Origin of the sequence: Herbaspirillum huttiense (genome assembly GCF_047300815.1) — a bacterium.
Classification (GTDB): Bacteria; Pseudomonadota; Gammaproteobacteria; order Burkholderiales; family Burkholderiaceae_D; genus Herbaspirillum; species Herbaspirillum huttiense_A.
Map to the genome: position 1 here is coordinate 3,117,299 of NZ_CP178608.1, position 15,251 is coordinate 3,132,549.

Here is a 15,251-nt window from a genome sequence, read left to right on the forward strand (position 1 = left end):
CCACTCCCCCAACCGCATCCCGGCCCGCAAGGCCGGGATTTTCTTTGGCCTGACGAAATATTACTTGCGCGCAAACCTCGTCGGCACCCGCTGCAAGGCCTCATACAAGGGCCGGCAGGATTCGGCCAGCCGCTCCAGGCTGGCCTCGCGCAGCGCATCCAGGTCCACCGGCGCCGTTCCCGCCAGTCCGGCCCAGCCCAGCAGCGCGCCAAAGGCTTGCGGCGTATCGAACATGCCGTGCAGGTAGCTGCCCAGGATCTGCCCGTCCTCCGATTGCGCGCCCTCGCCGCGCCCCTCGATCACGAACGCAGGATGCGCCAGCGCCGGGCCGGAAGATACGCCCATGTGGATTTCGTAGCCGCTGACCGTTGCAGCCGTCACACCGAAGGCACACTGGCCGCTGACCTGAAGCAGTGTCTTCTCACGCCTCAGTTCGGTACGCATGGGCAGCAGGCCGAGGCCGGCACTGCTGCCGGGCGCACCTTCCACGCCATACGGATCGTCCACGCTCTTGCCCAGCATCTGGAAGCCGCCACAGATGCCGATGAGCTTGCCGCCATAGCGCAGGTGCCGCGCTATGGCCGTGTCCCAGCCATGTTCCCGCAGCCAGCGCAGGTCACCGCGCGTGTTCTTGCTGCCGGGCAGGATGATGAGATCGGCGGGCGGCACCGGTTGCCCCGGTCCGATGAAACGCAGGTCCACGCCGGGATGGGCGCGCAGCGCGTCGAAGTCGGTGTGATTGCTGATGCGCGGGAAGACCGGCACCACGATGCGGAAATCGCCCTTGCTCTCCTGCGTGGCCGCCACCGCATCCTCGGCATCCAGGTGCAGTCCGTGCAGATAAGGCAGCACCGCCAGCACGGGCTTGCCGGTGCGGTCTTCGAGCCAATCAAGACCGCCCTGCAAGAGACTGATGTCACCGCGAAAACGATTGATGACGAAGCCAATCACGCGCGCGCGCTCACTCTCCGAAAGACAATCGAGGGTGCCGGTCAGATGGGCGAAGACGCCGCCCCGGTCGATGTCGGCCACGATGATGACCGGGCAATCGACCGCCTCCGCAAAGCCCATGTTGGCGATGTCGCGCGCGCGCAGGTTGATCTCGGCCGGACTGCCCGCCCCTTCCACGATGACGCAGGCATATTGCGTGCGCAGACGCTCGTAGGATTGCAGCACAGCCTGCATGGCCTCGGTCTTGTAGCGGTGGTAGTCGCGGGCGTTCATGTCGGCGCGCACCTTGCCATGCACGATGACCTGGGCGCCGGTATCGCTGGAGGGTTTCAGCAGTACCGGGTTCATATCGGTGTGAGGCGCGATGCCGGCGGCCTGGGCCTGCAGGGCCTGCGCCCGTCCGATCTCGCCGCCGTCGCTGGTGACGGCGCTGTTCAAGGCCATGTTCTGCGGCTTGAAGGGGGCGACGCCGATGCCATCCTTTTTCAGCAGGCGGCACAGCGCAGCGGCCAGGGTGCTCTTGCCGGCATCCGACGTGGTGCCCTGGATCATCAGGGTGTGGAAGGGAAAATCAGCCACGTTGGCTCCATGTGTTCAAGGCGTCTTGCAGACGCGACCAGCCCGCTTCATCCGGTGGCAGGCCGAGACGGATGCCACCGGCACCGCGCGTGAAGAGGCGCACCCAGATGCCTGCACGCGCCATCGCTTCATGAAACGCCTGCGCCCTGGGCTCGGGCCACCACTGGAACAGCGCCGTGCCCCTGGCGCGAATGCCGTGCTGTGCCAGCAGCGCATGCAGGCGTTCGCCTTCGGCCAGCAAGGTCTGCAGCGTGGCCGCCTGCCACGGTCGATCACACAGCGCGGCGCTGCCGATCTGCTGGGCGGGGCCGCTGATGGACCAGGGACCGAGCCAGTCGGCCAGCGCCTCCAGCACGGCGGGCGCAGCACCCACGAAACCCAGCCGCAAACCGGCCAGGCCAAAGAACTTGCCGACCGACCGCAGCACGATCAGGCCCGGCTGATCGCTGTGGGCGGCCACGCTGTGGCCCTGCACGGTATCGCCAAAGGCCTCATCCACCACCAGCCAGCCACCGCGTGCGGCCAGCAGCGCCGACCAGCGTAATACATCCTCCGGCGCCACCATCGCACCGGTCGGGTTGTTGGGATTGCACAGCACCAGCAACTCGCAATCCGAGTCACGCACCGCCTCATCCAGATCGTCATACGGCACTTCCCGCACGATATGCCCGGCACGCCGCCAGCAGTGGGCGTGTTCAGCGTAGATAGGGGCCGCGACTACCACCTGTACCGGGCGGCCTTGCTGTTGCAGGCGCAGTTGCGGCAAGGCCTGGATCGCCGCCTGCGTCCCCGCTACGGCCAGCAGGCGGGGCGCGCCGTAATACGCGCAGGCGGCCTGCTCCAGCGCGTGCGAGGGCTCGGGCAGGCGATGCCACGCATCGGGCGCAGGGGCCGGGGCCAGGTAAGGACGCGGATTGATGCCGGTGGAGAGGTCCAGCCAGTCGCTGCGCGCACGGCCGTAATAGCGGGCCGCGTCGTTGAGATTGCCGCCGTGTTCAAGCATGCTGCACTCCCGTTCCGATCGCCAGACTCAGCAACGCCAGTGCGCAGACCACGGCCACCCACAGCGCCGTGCTCATCGCCACCAGACGCCAGGCACGCACGATGTCCGGCCCTTGCGGCGGCAGGCCGCGTCCCAGCGGCGGGCGCTCTTCGACTTCACCGTCGTAGATGGCAGCCCCGCCCAGGGCCAGGCCCAGTGCGCCGGCACCGGCCGCCATCACGGGGCCGGCGTTAGGGCTGCTCCATGCGGGTGCCTGCGCCTTCCAGCAATCCAGCGCCTGGCGGCGCTGGCCCAGCCACGCATAGGAGAACGCGGTCAGGCGGGCGGGCAGCCAGTTGAGGGCATCATCGATGCGGGCGGCAGACCAGCCGAAATAAAGGAAACGCGCATTGCGATAGCCCCACATCGCGTCCAGCGTATTGGCCAGCCGGAACAGCAACGCCCCCGGACCGCCCGCCACCAGAAACCAGAACAAGGTGCCGAAGACGGCATCGTTGCCATTCTCCAGCAGCGATTCCACGCCCGCCTTGGCCAGCTCGCCCTCCCCGGACTCACGCGTATCCCGGCTGACGATATACGAGGTCAGCCGCCGTGCCAGCGGCAGATCGCCTTGCGCCAGCGCCTGGGCAATCGGCAGCGTATGTTCGCGCAGGCTGCGCAGGCCGATGCAGAAATACAGCAGCGCCGCGTGCGCCAACGCGGCCAGCCATCCCGGCAATACGGCAATGAGCCAGGCGCACGCCAGCACCGGCGGCAACACCGCCAGGCACCAGGCCAGCACGCCGCGCAGACGCAGCGCGGGCGCCTGATTGAGTGCGCCCTCGATGCGCTTGGCCAGGTTGCCGAAGCCGACCAGCGGATGCCAGCGCCGCGCCTCGCCCAGCAGCAGGTCCAGTGCGATGCCCAGCGCCATCAGTGCGGCCAGCGCGGGCCATGACAGCCCGCTCAGCATGGATTGTCCTTGAAGGTCAGCGGCAGGCCGGCCGCCACCCATTGCACGCGTTCGCACAGCGCCGCCACTGCCTGGTTCAGGCGCCCTGCCTCATCGACGAACCAGCGCGAAATCGCCCCCTGCGGCACGATGCCCATGCCCACTTCATTGGAGACCAGGATCACGGTGCCCTGCACTTCCTGCAAGGCGCGCAGGAAGTCCACGCGTTGCTGTGTGAAGGCCAGCGGCGGCGTGATCGGTCCGACCTCCGGATAGTCCACGCCCTCGGCGAAGAGCAGGTTGGCCAGCCAGACGGTGAGGCAGTCCACCAGCACCACGGACCCGGGGCGACTCAGGCTGCGCAGCGCCTGTCCCAGTGCCAGCGGTTCTTCCACGGTGCTCCAGTGGCCGCCCAGCGCGCGGCGGCGCTGTTGGTGATGGGCGATGCGTTCCTGCATCTCGGCATCGTCGCGGCTGGCCGCACGATTGGCGGTGGCCAGATAGACGATCTCCTGGGGACCGGACTGCGCCGCCGCCAAGGCCAGGCGTTCCGCGTGCGCACTCTTGCCGCTGCGGGCGCCGCCGAAGATGAGGCTGCGATGTCGGGTCGGGATTGGCGAAGTCATGTTTGTGATGCTCCTTGCGCGGGCCAGCGGTCTTCAAAGACCAGGTCTTGCAGACGTTGGCGGGTGGCCCATTGCTCCTGCTCCAGCATGGGCTTGTCATAGAAAGCGGGCACATGGCCCAGGCACAGCACCGCCACCGGTTCGGCGCCTTCCGGCAGATGCAGCAATTGCGCCAGTGCCACCGGATCGAAGAGCGACACCCAGCCCATCCCGAGCCCCTCGGCACGGGCGGCCAGCCACATGTTCTGCAGCGCGCAGGACAGCGAAGCCAGGTCCATCTGCGGCAGCGTGCGGCGGCCGAAGACGTGGCCCTCGCGCTGGTCCATCAGGGCTGCGACCAGCACTTCGCCACACTCGCGGATGCCTTCCACCTTCAGGCGCATGAATTCGTCTTCGCGCTGCGCCAGGGCGCGCGCAGTGGCGATGCGTTCCTGCTCCACCAGCGCATGGATCTGCTGGCGCAGCGCCTGGCTGCGAATGCGGATGAAACGCCACGGCTGCATGAAGCCGACGCTGGGGCCGTGATGGGCCGCCTGCAGCAACCGTTCCAGGAGCTCGGGTGCGACCGGGTCGGGCAGGAAATGGCGCATGTCACGCCGCTCGCGGATGACGCGGTAGACGGCATCGATCTGCGCCTGCGGATAGCGATGAGAGGCGCCCTCGCTCATGAGGCCTCCCCTCCCAGCAGCGCCGCCACCGTGCGCGGCGCCGAACGGAAATAGGCGTGCAGATAGCTGGCAGTGACCTTGCCACGGCGATAGACGACCTCCCCTTCGGAAGAATCGAAGAGACGCTCGCCGCGCGCAATGAACTCCGCCCCGACCACCGCCCGCGAATAGTGGAAGGTGTGGCAGCGCAGATGCTCGCCGACTGCGCCGGGCAGGTTCAGCTGCAAGGTCTGGTAACCCAGTCCCTGCAGGCGCGGCTGCACCGTGGCCTGGCCGGGCAGGATGCCGCACAGCTGGCCGCTGCTGCCGTCACCGGCAATGACCGTCTCCAGCAGGAACAGCATGCCGCCGCATTCGGCGTAAAGCGGCTTGCCCGCCTCGGCATGGGCGCGCAGGCTGGACTGGGTGCGCTGCGCAGCCTGCAGGGTCGGCATGTGCAGTTCGGGATAGCCACCGGGCAGCCAGACCGCATCGCACTCCGGTAGCGCTTCGTCGGCCAGCGGCGAGAAGAAGGCCACGGTAGCCCCCATCTGCGCCAGCAGGTCGAGGTTGGCGGTGTAGATGAAGGAAAACGCCAGGTCGCGCGCCACGGCGATGGTCTTGCCCTGCAGCAGGCGCGGGAACGCGCGTTCCGGCGGGGGTGTGCCGAAGTCCACTGCGGCAGGCAGATTGGCCAGTGAAGTGGCTGACATTCTGTCGGCCACAGCATCCAGGCGTGCATCCAGGTCGGCAATCTCGGGCGCGGCCACCAGGCCGAGATGGCGCTCCGGCAAGGCGAATTGCATGTCGCGCTGCAGGCCGGTCAACAGCGGCACCGAGGGCCGCGCATTCTGCAAGCCCTGGCGCAGCATCTGCGCGTGGCGCGGACTGGCCACGCCATTGGCCAGCACCCCGGCAAACTGCAGTTCGGGGCGATAGGCCAGCAGGCCTTGCGCCAGCGCGCCGATGGTCTGCCCCATGCCGCGCGCATTGATGACGGCCACGATGGGAATGCCCAGCAACTGCGCCAGATCGGCGCTGCTGGGTTCCCCATCGAAGAGGCCCATCACGCCTTCGACCAGCAGCACATCCGATTCGGCGGCCGCCAGCGCCACTTGGCGGCGGCAGTGATCCTCGCCGCCCAGCCACAGGTCGAGGTTGACCACCGGCTGGCCGCTGGCCTGCTCCAGCACCATCGGGTCAAGGAAATCGGGGCCGGCCTTGAATACGCGCACCCGCTTGCCCTGGCGCCGGCACAGGCGCGCCAGGGCCGCAGTGATGGTGGTCTTGCCGTGGCCGGAAGCCGGGGCCGAGATGAACAGGGCCGGACACTGGTGAGCCTGGGATGACATCAGAACTCCACGCCCTTCTGCGCCTTCACGCCCTGTTCCTTGTAGGGATGTTTCAGGGGCCGCATCTCGCTGACCAGGTCGGCCTGTTCGATCAAGGCCTCCGGCGCATGGCGGCCGGTGACGACGATATGCAGCATCTCGCGGCGTGCCGCGAAGACGCGCAGCACCTCCTCCAGATCGAGGTACTGGTATTTCAGGACGATGTTGAGTTCGTCCAGGATCACCATGTCGTAACTCGGATCCTCAATCATGCGCACCGCCTCGGCCCAGCCGCGTGCGGCGGTACGCATGTCGGCCGCGCGGTCCTGGGTATCCCAGGTGTAGCCTTCGCCGACGACGTGGAAGTCGCAGTTGGCGTGCCCGCCGAGAAAGTCACGCTCAGCGCTGTAGAGCGCGCCCTTGATGAACTGCACCACGCCCAGCTTCATGCCATGGCCGAGGATGCGCATGCCCATGCCGAAGGCGGCGCTGGACTTGCCCTTGCCGGTGCCGGTGTTAACGATCAGGAGGCCCTTTTCCTTCTGGGCAGCGGCCTTCTTTTTCTCGAAGCCCTCCTTGTGACGCTGGGTCATGCGCTTGTGCGATTCGGGATCGGTTTTCATGGTGAGGTATTTTCCTGATGCTGCAACAAAATCAAATCCATTCGGTGCCGGTCAAGGACGACAGCAACTGGGCCACGCGCGTGCGACTGGGGTGGTAGCCAATGAAGACCAGTTCTGAACGTCCCGCGCTCTTGCCGCCCTGCGCGCCAGCCACGACGGCCCGCGCGCGCACGGCTTGCAGCAATTGCGTGCTGCCCTCGGCAGTGGCGATGAAACCCTTGGTGCGCAGGATGGGCTGGTCCAGCGCCACGGCCACCACGGCACGGCGCAGGGACTCCGGCTCCTGCGCTGCCTGGCTGCGCAGCGTGAAGGATTGCCAGCCGGGGTCCTGCTCGTGGAAATGCTTGTGGGTGGACAAGCCATGGCTGTGCGCGCCCAGCCCGGAGTGCGCATGCCCATTGAAGCGCCACTGGTCCGCTGCCACGCTGGCGCGTTCGCCCGGCATGCCCACCGGCGTGTAATGGTGATGCACGGTGCTGCCCGCCTGGTGCAGGCGCAGGCCCAGTGCAAGACGGATATCCAGCCTCGCTCCATAGGCCAGCTCCAGGAAACGCACGTTCGGCGCCAATGCGCGCACGGTCTCCTCGGCCTGCAGCAGCGGCGCTTCTTCCATGCCATCGATCTTGTTCAACACCACCACGTCAGCGCATTCCAGCTGCTGGCGGAACAGCTGCGCCGTCGCATCGCGCACGGCGTCGCCGCTGGCGAAGGCTTCCTCCAGCAGCAGCGGCGTATCGACCACGGCCAGCGTGGCATCGAGGACGAAGTGCGGGGCCAGTTCCGGCGACTGCAGCACTTCCATGACGGCACTGGGCAGGGCCAGGCCGGACGTCTCGATGAGCACGTGATCGATCTGCGCCCGCCGTGCGGCCAGGGCCAGCATGGCGGGCACGAAATGTTCATCGTCGCCATAGGCGATGAGGCCATGGGCGAAATCCTGGATCTGTACATGACCCTGCGCATCGCCTTCGGCACGCAGCAGGTCGCCATCAATGGCGACCTCGCCGAATTCATTGATGAGCAAGGCCAGGCGGCGCGACTGGCGGCGCTGGACCAGGCCGCGCAGCAAAGTGGTCTTGCCGGCACCGAGGAAACCGGTCACCACCGTTACCGGTATCGGCGGCAATGGTGGCGGCAAGGAAGGTACGACGCTGGCCATCTTCAGCCCCCGGCCAGTGCCGCCAGTTGCGCCTGCAGGGCCGGCACATCATGGGCCACCTGCGGATAGGCCAGTGCTGGCCGGCGCACCGTCAGCAGCGGGATGCCCAGCGCGCGCGCCGCCTCGACCTTGGCCCGATAGCCACCGGCCTCGCCCGAATCCTTGGTGACCACGCAGTCGATGCCCCAGTCCCGCCACAGCGCTTCATTGAAGGCCTGCGAGAACGGTCCCTGCATGGCGCACAGGTGGGCGCGCGGCAAGCCCAGCTCCAGCGCGCGCTTGATGAAGTCCGGATCGGCGGTCACGCGCGCGAACCATTGCTTGGCGGCCGCACCGGGCGCCTGCAGGAAGCTGCCCAGGTCCTTGGAGCCGGTGGCCAGGAAGATGCGGCCGCCCATGGCGATGGCGCGAGTGGCGGCTTCTTCCATGTCGGCGCAGGCCTGCGGATCGTCGGCGGCCAGCTCGCTCGGGCGTTCGTAGCGCAGATACGGAATGGCCAACTCCTTGGCCAGCGTCATGAGTTGCTGCGACATCTGCACCGCAAACGGATGCGTGGCATCCACCAGCACGCGCGCCTGGCTCTCGCGCAAGGCCTGGCGGCGCGCTTCCACGCCCTGGCGGCCGGACCAGACGTGAGCCCCCGGACAATCCTGGCTGGCCAGTTCGCCGCCATAAGCGGTCGCCGTGGAGATCACCACCCGCTCGCCCTGCCCGGCCAGCTCGCGTGCCACCAGGTTGCCATCGCTGGTACCGGCAAAGACCCACACCGCCTGCGGCGGCAGTTGCGCCACTTCAGCGGCCTGTGATTCTTCGCCCCAGTCGTTGTAGCCGCGCGGCGTAACGATCCAGTCACGCTTGCGCTGGGTAAAGCGGTTGCCGATGACGATTGAGGTCAGCATGTCGAACTGCAGGCCCGGCAATTCATCCAGGCGATGAATGGAGACCTGCTGGCCCGGACGATAGGCGTTGCGCACCACGCCGCACAGGGTGTGCGGGGCCTTGTGCTGCAGCATCAGTTGCAGGATGCGATAGACGCCCTCCTGCCGTCCGGCGCTCTGCACGTTGTAGAGCACGCAGGCCAGGTCGGCCTGGGCGATGTGGCTGGCGCGCTGCTCGATCCATGACCACGGGCACAGCAGGTTCGACAGCGACAGCGTGGCGAAGTCATGCGACAGCGGCGACCCCAGCAGCGAAGCGCAGGCATTGGCCGAGGTCACGCCGGGAATGACGTTGACCTCATAGGTATCGTCCTCGCGCATGTCGTCGAAGGCCAGCGCGGCCATGGCGTAGATGCCGATGTCACCACTGGAGATGAGCGCCACGCGGCGTCCGGCGCGGGCCTGCTCGATGGCCAGCAAGGCGCGCTCGCGCTCTTGCGTGAGGGGCGGCGTATGGATTTCCTTGCCCTCGATGTGCGATGCGATCCAGCGCAGGTACAACTCGTAGGCGACGATGACCTCGCTGTCGCGCAAGGCCTCGATGGCGCGCGGGATGATCATTTCTTCGAAACCGGGGCCTACGGAGACCAGGTTCAATACGCCTTTTTTCTTGACGGCTTCCATCTGCATACTTTCAATGTTTTACAGCTTATCTTCGAATATCCGCCATGCATCGGCATCGTCCACCACGGCCACGGTCACCCCGTCCAGCGCGGTCTTGCCCAGCAACAGACCGCCACGCGGGCTGGCGATCAAGGCCGCCGGTTCGCAGACGCCGTCCACGCCCACATTCTGGCGCACCCACTCCGAGGGCTTGCCGACCCAGGCACGCTGGGCAATCTGCTCGCGGGCAATCACGCGCAGCGGCAAGTCATGGGTGGCGCAAAAGGCCAGCAAGCCCGGCTCTTGCGCCTTGATGTCGATGGTGGCCACTTCGCGCACCTGGGCCAGCGAGGCGCCGGGGCACAGGTCCAGCGCCTGCGAGACGGCCAGCGAAATTTGCTCTGCCGAGGCCAGCTTGCGGCAACCGATGCCCAGCACCAGCGGCTTGACCACTTCCGTGGCGGTCGTCACCACCGACTGCGCCCCCGTCAACTGCGCCACACGATAGGCCAGGCCGTTGGCCCCGCCCTCATGTCCGGCCAGCAAGGCGATGGCAAACCGCGCCACCTCATCGACCACCACCAGCGCCGGATCGCTGTGCTTGTCCTGCGGCAGGCCATCCAGGAAGCGCACGGCAATGCCGGTGGCGCCGATCATGATCCATTGACGATGGCGGCGATAGGCCAGCGCGAACTGCTGCCGCTGCGACAGTCCGCCCTCGGCCTGCAGCCACGGCTGATACAGCTCGCCGCCCAACTTCTGCTGCAGGTACAGGGCCAGCGCCGCCGCCTCGGCACGCACCGGCCACAGGCCCAGTTCAGCCGGGGCAGCAGGCGGATTCATGCGGCGTCCTTGTTCTTCTTGACCACGCGGAAGAGGTGCGTGAAGTCCTTGGAATAGAGACTGGATTCGGCGACCTGCTCCTTGTTCAGGGCGGCACCCACCAGCATCATGGTGGTCAGGTTCCATTCGCCGCGCTTGTTCTCTTCCAGCACCTTGTCGAGCGATCCCTGGTAGATGCGCTGCTCCGGCCATGTGGCGCGATAGACCAGCGTGACGGGGGTCTCAGGCGGATAGTGCAGCAGCAGGTCGTTGACGATCTTCTTCAGGTGCGGGCCGGAGAGGAAGATGCACATGGTGGCACGATGTGCCGCCAGTGAGGCGATTGACTCCGATTCCGGCACCGCCGAAGCACGCCCCGACACCCGCGTCAGGATCACGCTCTGCGACACTTCCGGCTTGGTCAGTTCGGCCGACACCGCCGCTGCGGCAGCGGTGAAGGACGACACGCCCGGCACCACTTCATAGGCCATGCCCAGCGCATCGAGGCGGCGCATCTGTTCGGCAGTCGCGCCATAGATGGCGGGGTCACCCGAATGCAGTCGCACCACGTCGATGCCCTGCTCCTGCGCACGCACGTAGCAGGCTTGCTGCTGCTCCAGATCGAGGGCGGCGGTATCGATGATCTCGGCCTCGGGATGGCAATGCTCCAGCAAGGCGGTCGGCACCAGCGAACCCGCATACAGCACCATGCGCACCTGGCCCAGCAGGCGCGCACCGCGCAGGGTGATGAGGTCGGCCGCACCGGGGCCGGCCCCTACGAAATAAACTTTCATGCATTTCCTTTCGAATTCTCTTGGGGCGCGCGATGGCGCTGCGCCTGGGCCGTCTTGCGGATCAGCAGCACGGCCAGGTAACCGCTCGCCTCTGCCGCATCCAGCGCGGTGAGGTCAGTGGCCAGCACTTCGCCTTCCAGACCGATGCGGCGGGCAAAACCGCAATGCCGGGCGATGCCCATCTCGCGCAGCAAGGCCAGCACCCAGGGCAGGCGCGCGCCTACCTTCATCAACACGACGATGTCATGGCCTTCGATTTCAGTGCGCAGGGTGGCGGCGTCTTCCGGACAGGGCAGGATCAACGTGCGCTCCTTGCCCACCCCCAGCGGCCATTCCAGCGCGGCAGCCGCAGCGGCATAGCTGGTGATGCCGGGCAGCGTCACGCACTCACACCCGGGATACAGGTCACGCACGGCCGCCAGCACATAGCCATAGGTCGAATAGGTCAGCGCATCACCGATGGTGAGATACACCACCTGCAGCCCCTCACGCAGTTGCGCCGCCAGTTGCTGTCCCAGTTGCGCGTAATGTTCCTGCAGGACCTGGCGGTCCGGATCCATGTTGAATTCGATCTCGCACAGGCGGCTGCGGTCGAACTCCACGCCTTCCAGGCATTGCAGGGCCACCGACAAGTCCGCGCCACGCGCACGCGGAATGTAGATCACGTCGGCCGAGCGCAGCGCAGTGAGCGCCGCCAGCGGCAGATAGCCGGCCGGACCGGGGCCGACACCGATCCCCGTAAGACGCCCGCTCATGCGCCCTCTCCCAGCTGCTGTCCATCCAGATCGAACAGCCGCACTGCGATGCGTTCCACCGCCGGCACGCGCGCCTGGGTGAGCGCCGCAATGCGGGCTTCGATCTCGCACCAGAGGCGGCGCGACAACGCGGCATCCTGCTGGCGCACCAGTTCTATGATTGCTTCCACCGTATTGGCTTCCTTCATCTGCTGCAGCAGGCTGGCGTCAAACAAGACACCCTGCCCTGCCGCGTTCATTTCTTCGGCCACGCGGGCCACGCCCTGCATGGCCATGTTGCTCTTGCTGGAGTGCGTATCCCACACCCCATCCAGCACCTTGGCCAGTTTGCCCGGATGCCCCGCCAGCCACAGCAGCGGCAGCGTGCGTCCCTCTTCGGCCAGTGCCTTTTGCGCGAAGTCCAGCGCATCGCCGAGGAAATTGGCGATCTGCACGCTGCGCTTGTCGGGCAGGCCCAGGGCCTGTGCCACGAAGACACGGCCGATCTTGCCCGGCAGGTAGGCCACCGCATCGCCCGGCGCACAGGCGGCCAGGGCCACGCGGATGTAGACCTCGATGGAGGCGATCCACGAGGCCATCGACATCGGTTCAACAATGCCCGATGTGCCCAGGATGGAAATGCCGCCGACGATGCCCAGCTTGGGATTGAAAGTCTTGGGCGCAATCGAGAGACCTTCGCGACAGCCGATGGTGAGGTCGAATCCGCAAGACCCGTCCTCCGGCTGCAGCTCCGCCAGCACCTCCGCCACGGCCGCCCGCATCATCGCACGCGGCACCGGGTTGATGGCCGGCTCACCGACCGCCACGCGCAGGCCGGGCATGGTGGCCGTGCCGACGCCCTCGCCGGCGAAGAAGCGGATCTCTCCCCCGGCATTGCGCCGCACCTGCGCCACAATGGTCGCGCCGTGCGTATTGTCGGGATCATCGCCGCCATCCTTGAGCACTTCCGCCTGGGCGGTATCGGTATCGATCATGCTCACCGACTGGATCGGCACGCTCAGGTAATGCAGGCCATCCGGCAGGCTCACTTCGGTCTGCTGCACCGTCATGCCCGCCAGCAAGCGATACAAGGCCGCACGCACCGCAGCGGTGGCGCAACTGCCGGTACTGCGTCCGCGCCGCAGGCCATTGGGCGCCAGCACGGACAGGTCGTACTCGGCACGCTGCAGCTCGCCGTTAGCCTCTTTCACTGCACGCCTTCGCTCTGCGCTTCCTGCGCGACCAGCCAGGCGATGGCATCGATCATCAGCGCATTGACCACGCTGGCCGCCCAGGGCGAGCCGCCGCGCGTACCGCTGTTGGTGATGCGCGGCACCTGCAGGCAGCGGCGCAGTTCATCCTTGCTCTCGCGCGTGCCGACAAAGCCGACCGGCAAGCCGATCACCAGTTGCGGCCGCCAGCCATGGTCGCGGATCAGGCGCACCGCCTCGGTGATGGCCGTGGGCGCATCACCGATGGCCAGCACCATGTCGTTGCCAAACTTTTGCCAGGCGCGGCGGATTCCGGCGGCCGAACGGGTCATGCCCAGGTTCTGCGCCATCAGGTGCGATTCGGGATCGTGCACGCCGCACCAGGTTTCCACGCCCAGCTGTTCCAGCACGGCGCGCTTGAGGCCGGTCTGCACCATGGTCACATCCGTTACTACCCGCTTGGTGCGCAGCAAGGCCTTCATGCCGGCCTGTACGGCACCGGCGGAAAAATAGATTTCATCGGCCACGGCGAAGTCGCCGCTGGTGTGGACCAGGCGCTGCAAGACCGTCAGGTGATCGGGCGGGAAGCCGCTCCAGTCGCGTCCGGCCTGGATGATCTCCATGCTTTCCGCTTCGATGGGATGGGGCACGTAAGGGGCCGTGCCTGCCGTGGCCGGCGCCAGCTGCTCGCGCGCGGACAGATCACGCACCTGCAGGTGATGCGCACGCTGCGGCTCGCCGACCTGCTGCTCGAAGCCGACGATCTGCACCCGGTACTTGCAGAGCGTGCAGTTCATGGCGGCACGGCCTTCAGCGGCATCGCGCGCGCGTTCCAGCATCACGTCGGCCACGTGCGCATGCACGCCCAGATAGGCGGCCTTGAGCACTTCCACGCCCGGCTCGCGCTGTGCCAGTTCATCGGCAGCAGCGTAGATACGCTTGACCAGCACGCCATCGAAGAGGAAGAACGGCAACACCACCAGACGCTGCCAGCCTTCGCCTGCGGCCTGGGACAAGCCGTCCCGCACCAGCGGCGTGGCCGTGCCCGAGAAGCAGACCTTGACGCCGCCAAAGCCCATGCCTTCCTGCACCATGCGCGCCAGCTTGGCGATCTCGCCATTGGCATCCGGGTCGGTGGTACCACGGCCGACCAGCACCAGGCAGGCGTCCTGGCGATGGATGATTTCTTCCGAACCGGCTTCGGCTTCCACCACGCGCTGCTGTACCAGTTGCAGCAACAGCGGGTGCAAGTCCATGGGCGCACCGAAATGGAAATCAACCTGCGGATAATCGCGGGCCAGTGCCAGCAGTTCGGCCGGCATGTCGTTCTTGGCGTGGCGTGCGCCCAGCAGTACGCCGGGCACCACCGCCACTTCGGTGGCGCCGTCGGCCACGCAGGCAGCGGCCGCTTCCGAGATCGTGGGAGCCGCAAATTCCAGATAGCCATGGCGCACGATGCGGCCCTCGGCGCGATCCCGCACCAGCGCCACCAGTGCCTCGAATTCCCGCAGGGCATCGGGATCGCGGCTGCCGTGGCCGGCGATCACGACGGCCGATTGGCGCGTGGCGCTCATGCCGGGGCTCCCGCTGCCACCTTTTCCGGCGGCGGTTCGATCTGGCTGTCCATGGGCGTCAAGGTGCGGATGAGCATGATGCTCATGTCGCTGAATTCCTTGTCGGCACAATCGGCAAGCTTGCCGTGCCACTCGGCGTCGCCCCGGGTCAGGTTTTCCCAGACTTCCGTGGGATGTTCGGGATTGACGCCCTGTTGCAGCAGGTAAGTCGCAATGTGGCGCGGCATGAAGGAGCGCGCCGCATCCCACGGACAAGGGATGACGATGGCATTGCGCCCGTCGTTCAATACGTTCACCAAGTGGCGCTTGAAGGGCTCCAGGTCGCCGCGCCGGTGGAAGGTGATGAAGGTCGTTTCATCAAAGCACACCCGCGCCCTGGAAGCGAGGATCTGCGCCGAGGAAATGCCGGGCAGGGTTTCCACGCGATGGCCGCAAGCACGCTCCACGCGCTCCAGGTACTGGAAGCCGCTGAAGTGGATATCGCCCATGAAGACCACCACGCAGCGCTTGCCCGCGTGATGCAGGGCGGCGACTTCGTCGAGCTTGGCGACCTGGTCGCGGTAGCCCATCAGCACGACCTGCGCGCTGGCGGGGATGAGGTCCTTGACCACATCGACCACGGCATTGAAGCCGGCCACCACATCGGCATTGCGGATCAGCTCCGCGCCGCGCAGGGTCAGGTAGGAATGGTCGCCGGGTCCGGCACCGATGCAGATGATCATGTG

15 protein-coding genes are annotated in these 15,251 nt (G+C 66.9%); all 15 read right to left on the reverse strand.

Features of this window, described 5'->3' with window-relative positions; translation table 11 throughout:
- Positions 1 to 60: 60 nt before the first annotated feature.
- From ACLRDN_RS14360 to ACLRDN_RS14430, 15 genes are read right to left on the reverse strand one after another with little or no spacing between them, the layout of a single operon-like run.
- Positions 61 to 1,530, reverse strand: coding sequence for a cobyric acid synthase (locus ACLRDN_RS14360; RefSeq protein ID WP_413456817.1), 1,470 nt, complete (start codon positions 1,528 to 1,530; stop codon positions 61 to 63).
- Positions 1,523 to 2,533 carry a threonine-phosphate decarboxylase CobD gene (cobD, locus tag ACLRDN_RS14365; protein WP_413456818.1) on the reverse strand — a complete coding sequence of 337 codons (1,011 nt, stop codon included), beginning with the start codon at positions 2,531 to 2,533 and terminating at the stop codon, positions 1,523 to 1,525. Before cobD ends, ACLRDN_RS14360 begins: the two co-directional genes overlap by 8 nt.
- On the reverse strand, positions 2,526 to 3,485 hold the full coding sequence (gene cbiB / locus ACLRDN_RS14370; protein ID WP_413456819.1) for an adenosylcobinamide-phosphate synthase CbiB: 960 nt from the start codon (positions 3,483 to 3,485) through the stop codon (positions 2,526 to 2,528). The genes cobD and cbiB overlap by 8 nt, the downstream gene beginning before the upstream one ends.
- Positions 3,479 to 4,090, reverse strand: coding sequence for a bifunctional adenosylcobinamide kinase/adenosylcobinamide-phosphate guanylyltransferase (gene cobU, locus ACLRDN_RS14375; protein WP_413456820.1), 612 nt, complete (start codon positions 4,088 to 4,090; stop codon positions 3,479 to 3,481). The genes cbiB and cobU overlap by 7 nt, the downstream gene beginning before the upstream one ends.
- Complete coding sequence (gene bluB, locus ACLRDN_RS14380) at positions 4,087 to 4,758, reverse strand: 5,6-dimethylbenzimidazole synthase (RefSeq protein WP_413456821.1); 672 nt, start codon at positions 4,756 to 4,758, stop codon at positions 4,087 to 4,089. The genes cobU and bluB overlap by 4 nt, the downstream gene beginning before the upstream one ends.
- Positions 4,755 to 6,089 (reverse strand): cobyrinate a,c-diamide synthase, encoded by a 1,335-nt coding sequence (locus ACLRDN_RS14385; protein ID WP_413456822.1) that lies wholly within the window; start codon positions 6,087 to 6,089, stop codon positions 4,755 to 4,757. Before ACLRDN_RS14385 ends, bluB begins: the two co-directional genes overlap by 4 nt.
- Positions 6,089 to 6,691, reverse strand: coding sequence for a cob(I)yrinic acid a,c-diamide adenosyltransferase (cobO, locus tag ACLRDN_RS14390; protein ID WP_413456823.1), 603 nt, complete (start codon positions 6,689 to 6,691; stop codon positions 6,089 to 6,091). The genes ACLRDN_RS14385 and cobO overlap by 1 nt, the downstream gene beginning before the upstream one ends.
- Positions 6,692 to 6,722: 31 nt before the next feature.
- Positions 6,723 to 7,850 carry a CobW family GTP-binding protein gene (locus ACLRDN_RS14395; RefSeq protein WP_413456824.1) on the reverse strand — a complete coding sequence of 376 codons (1,128 nt, stop codon included), beginning with the start codon at positions 7,848 to 7,850 and terminating at the stop codon, positions 6,723 to 6,725.
- A gap of 2 nt (positions 7,851 to 7,852) precedes the next feature.
- Positions 7,853 to 9,412, reverse strand: coding sequence for a precorrin-3B C(17)-methyltransferase (cobJ, locus tag ACLRDN_RS14400; protein WP_413456825.1), 1,560 nt, complete (start codon positions 9,410 to 9,412; stop codon positions 7,853 to 7,855).
- Positions 9,413 to 9,430: 18 nt separating this feature from the next.
- Complete coding sequence (locus tag ACLRDN_RS14405; RefSeq protein WP_413456826.1) at positions 9,431 to 10,234, reverse strand: cobalamin biosynthesis protein; 804 nt, start codon at positions 10,232 to 10,234, stop codon at positions 9,431 to 9,433.
- Positions 10,231 to 11,007 carry a precorrin-4 C(11)-methyltransferase gene (cobM, locus tag ACLRDN_RS14410; protein WP_413456827.1) on the reverse strand — a complete coding sequence of 259 codons (777 nt, stop codon included), beginning with the start codon at positions 11,005 to 11,007 and terminating at the stop codon, positions 10,231 to 10,233. The genes ACLRDN_RS14405 and cobM overlap by 4 nt, the downstream gene beginning before the upstream one ends.
- Positions 11,004 to 11,762, reverse strand: coding sequence for a precorrin-2 C(20)-methyltransferase (gene cobI, locus ACLRDN_RS14415; RefSeq protein ID WP_413456828.1), 759 nt, complete (start codon positions 11,760 to 11,762; stop codon positions 11,004 to 11,006). The genes cobM and cobI overlap by 4 nt, the downstream gene beginning before the upstream one ends.
- Positions 11,759 to 12,952, reverse strand: coding sequence for a cobalt-precorrin-5B (C(1))-methyltransferase CbiD (gene cbiD / locus ACLRDN_RS14420; protein WP_413456829.1), 1,194 nt, complete (start codon positions 12,950 to 12,952; stop codon positions 11,759 to 11,761). Before cbiD ends, cobI begins: the two co-directional genes overlap by 4 nt.
- A complete protein-coding gene (locus ACLRDN_RS14425) occupies positions 12,949 to 14,526 on the reverse strand; it encodes a precorrin-8X methylmutase (protein ID WP_413456830.1) in 1,578 nt (525 codons plus the stop codon). The genes cbiD and ACLRDN_RS14425 overlap by 4 nt, the downstream gene beginning before the upstream one ends.
- Positions 14,523 to 15,248: a cobalt-precorrin-7 (C(5))-methyltransferase gene (locus ACLRDN_RS14430; RefSeq protein WP_413456831.1), complete on the reverse strand. Its 726-nt coding sequence runs from the start codon at positions 15,246 to 15,248 to the stop codon at positions 14,523 to 14,525. Before ACLRDN_RS14430 ends, ACLRDN_RS14425 begins: the two co-directional genes overlap by 4 nt.
- Positions 15,249 to 15,251: the final 3 nt, after the last annotated feature.

What these genes read in the sequence shown, in the direction of transcription:
- cobM (WP_413456827.1), bottom strand. Translation starts at nt 11,007, where the DNA reads ATGAAAGTTTATTTCGTAGGGGCCGGCCCCGGTGCGGCCGACCTCATC.
- cobD (WP_413456818.1), bottom strand. Translation starts at nt 2,533, where the DNA reads ATGCTTGAACACGGCGGCAATCTCAACGACGCGGCCCGCTATTACGGC.
- ACLRDN_RS14385 (WP_413456822.1), bottom strand. Translation starts at nt 6,089, where the DNA reads ATGTCATCCCAGGCTCACCAGTGTCCGGCCCTGTTCATCTCGGCCCCG.
- cbiB (WP_413456819.1), bottom strand. Translation starts at nt 3,485, where the DNA reads ATGCTGAGCGGGCTGTCATGGCCCGCGCTGGCCGCACTGATGGCGCTG.
- cobU (WP_413456820.1), bottom strand. Translation starts at nt 4,090, where the DNA reads ATGACTTCGCCAATCCCGACCCGACATCGCAGCCTCATCTTCGGCGGC.
- ACLRDN_RS14405 (WP_413456826.1), bottom strand. Translation starts at nt 10,234, where the DNA reads ATGAATCCGCCTGCTGCCCCGGCTGAACTGGGCCTGTGGCCGGTGCGT.
- ACLRDN_RS14395 (WP_413456824.1), bottom strand. Translation starts at nt 7,850, where the DNA reads ATGGCCAGCGTCGTACCTTCCTTGCCGCCACCATTGCCGCCGATACCG.
- cobI (WP_413456828.1), bottom strand. Translation starts at nt 11,762, where the DNA reads ATGAGCGGGCGTCTTACGGGGATCGGTGTCGGCCCCGGTCCGGCCGGC.
- ACLRDN_RS14430 (WP_413456831.1), bottom strand. Translation starts at nt 15,248, where the DNA reads ATGATCATCTGCATCGGTGCCGGACCCGGCGACCATTCCTACCTGACC.
- cobJ (WP_413456825.1), bottom strand. Translation starts at nt 9,412, where the DNA reads ATGGAAGCCGTCAAGAAAAAAGGCGTATTGAACCTGGTCTCCGTAGGC.
- bluB (WP_413456821.1), bottom strand. Translation starts at nt 4,758, where the DNA reads ATGAGCGAGGGCGCCTCTCATCGCTATCCGCAGGCGCAGATCGATGCC.
- cobO (WP_413456823.1), bottom strand. Translation starts at nt 6,691, where the DNA reads ATGAAAACCGATCCCGAATCGCACAAGCGCATGACCCAGCGTCACAAG.
- ACLRDN_RS14425 (WP_413456830.1), bottom strand. Translation starts at nt 14,526, where the DNA reads ATGAGCGCCACGCGCCAATCGGCCGTCGTGATCGCCGGCCACGGCAGC.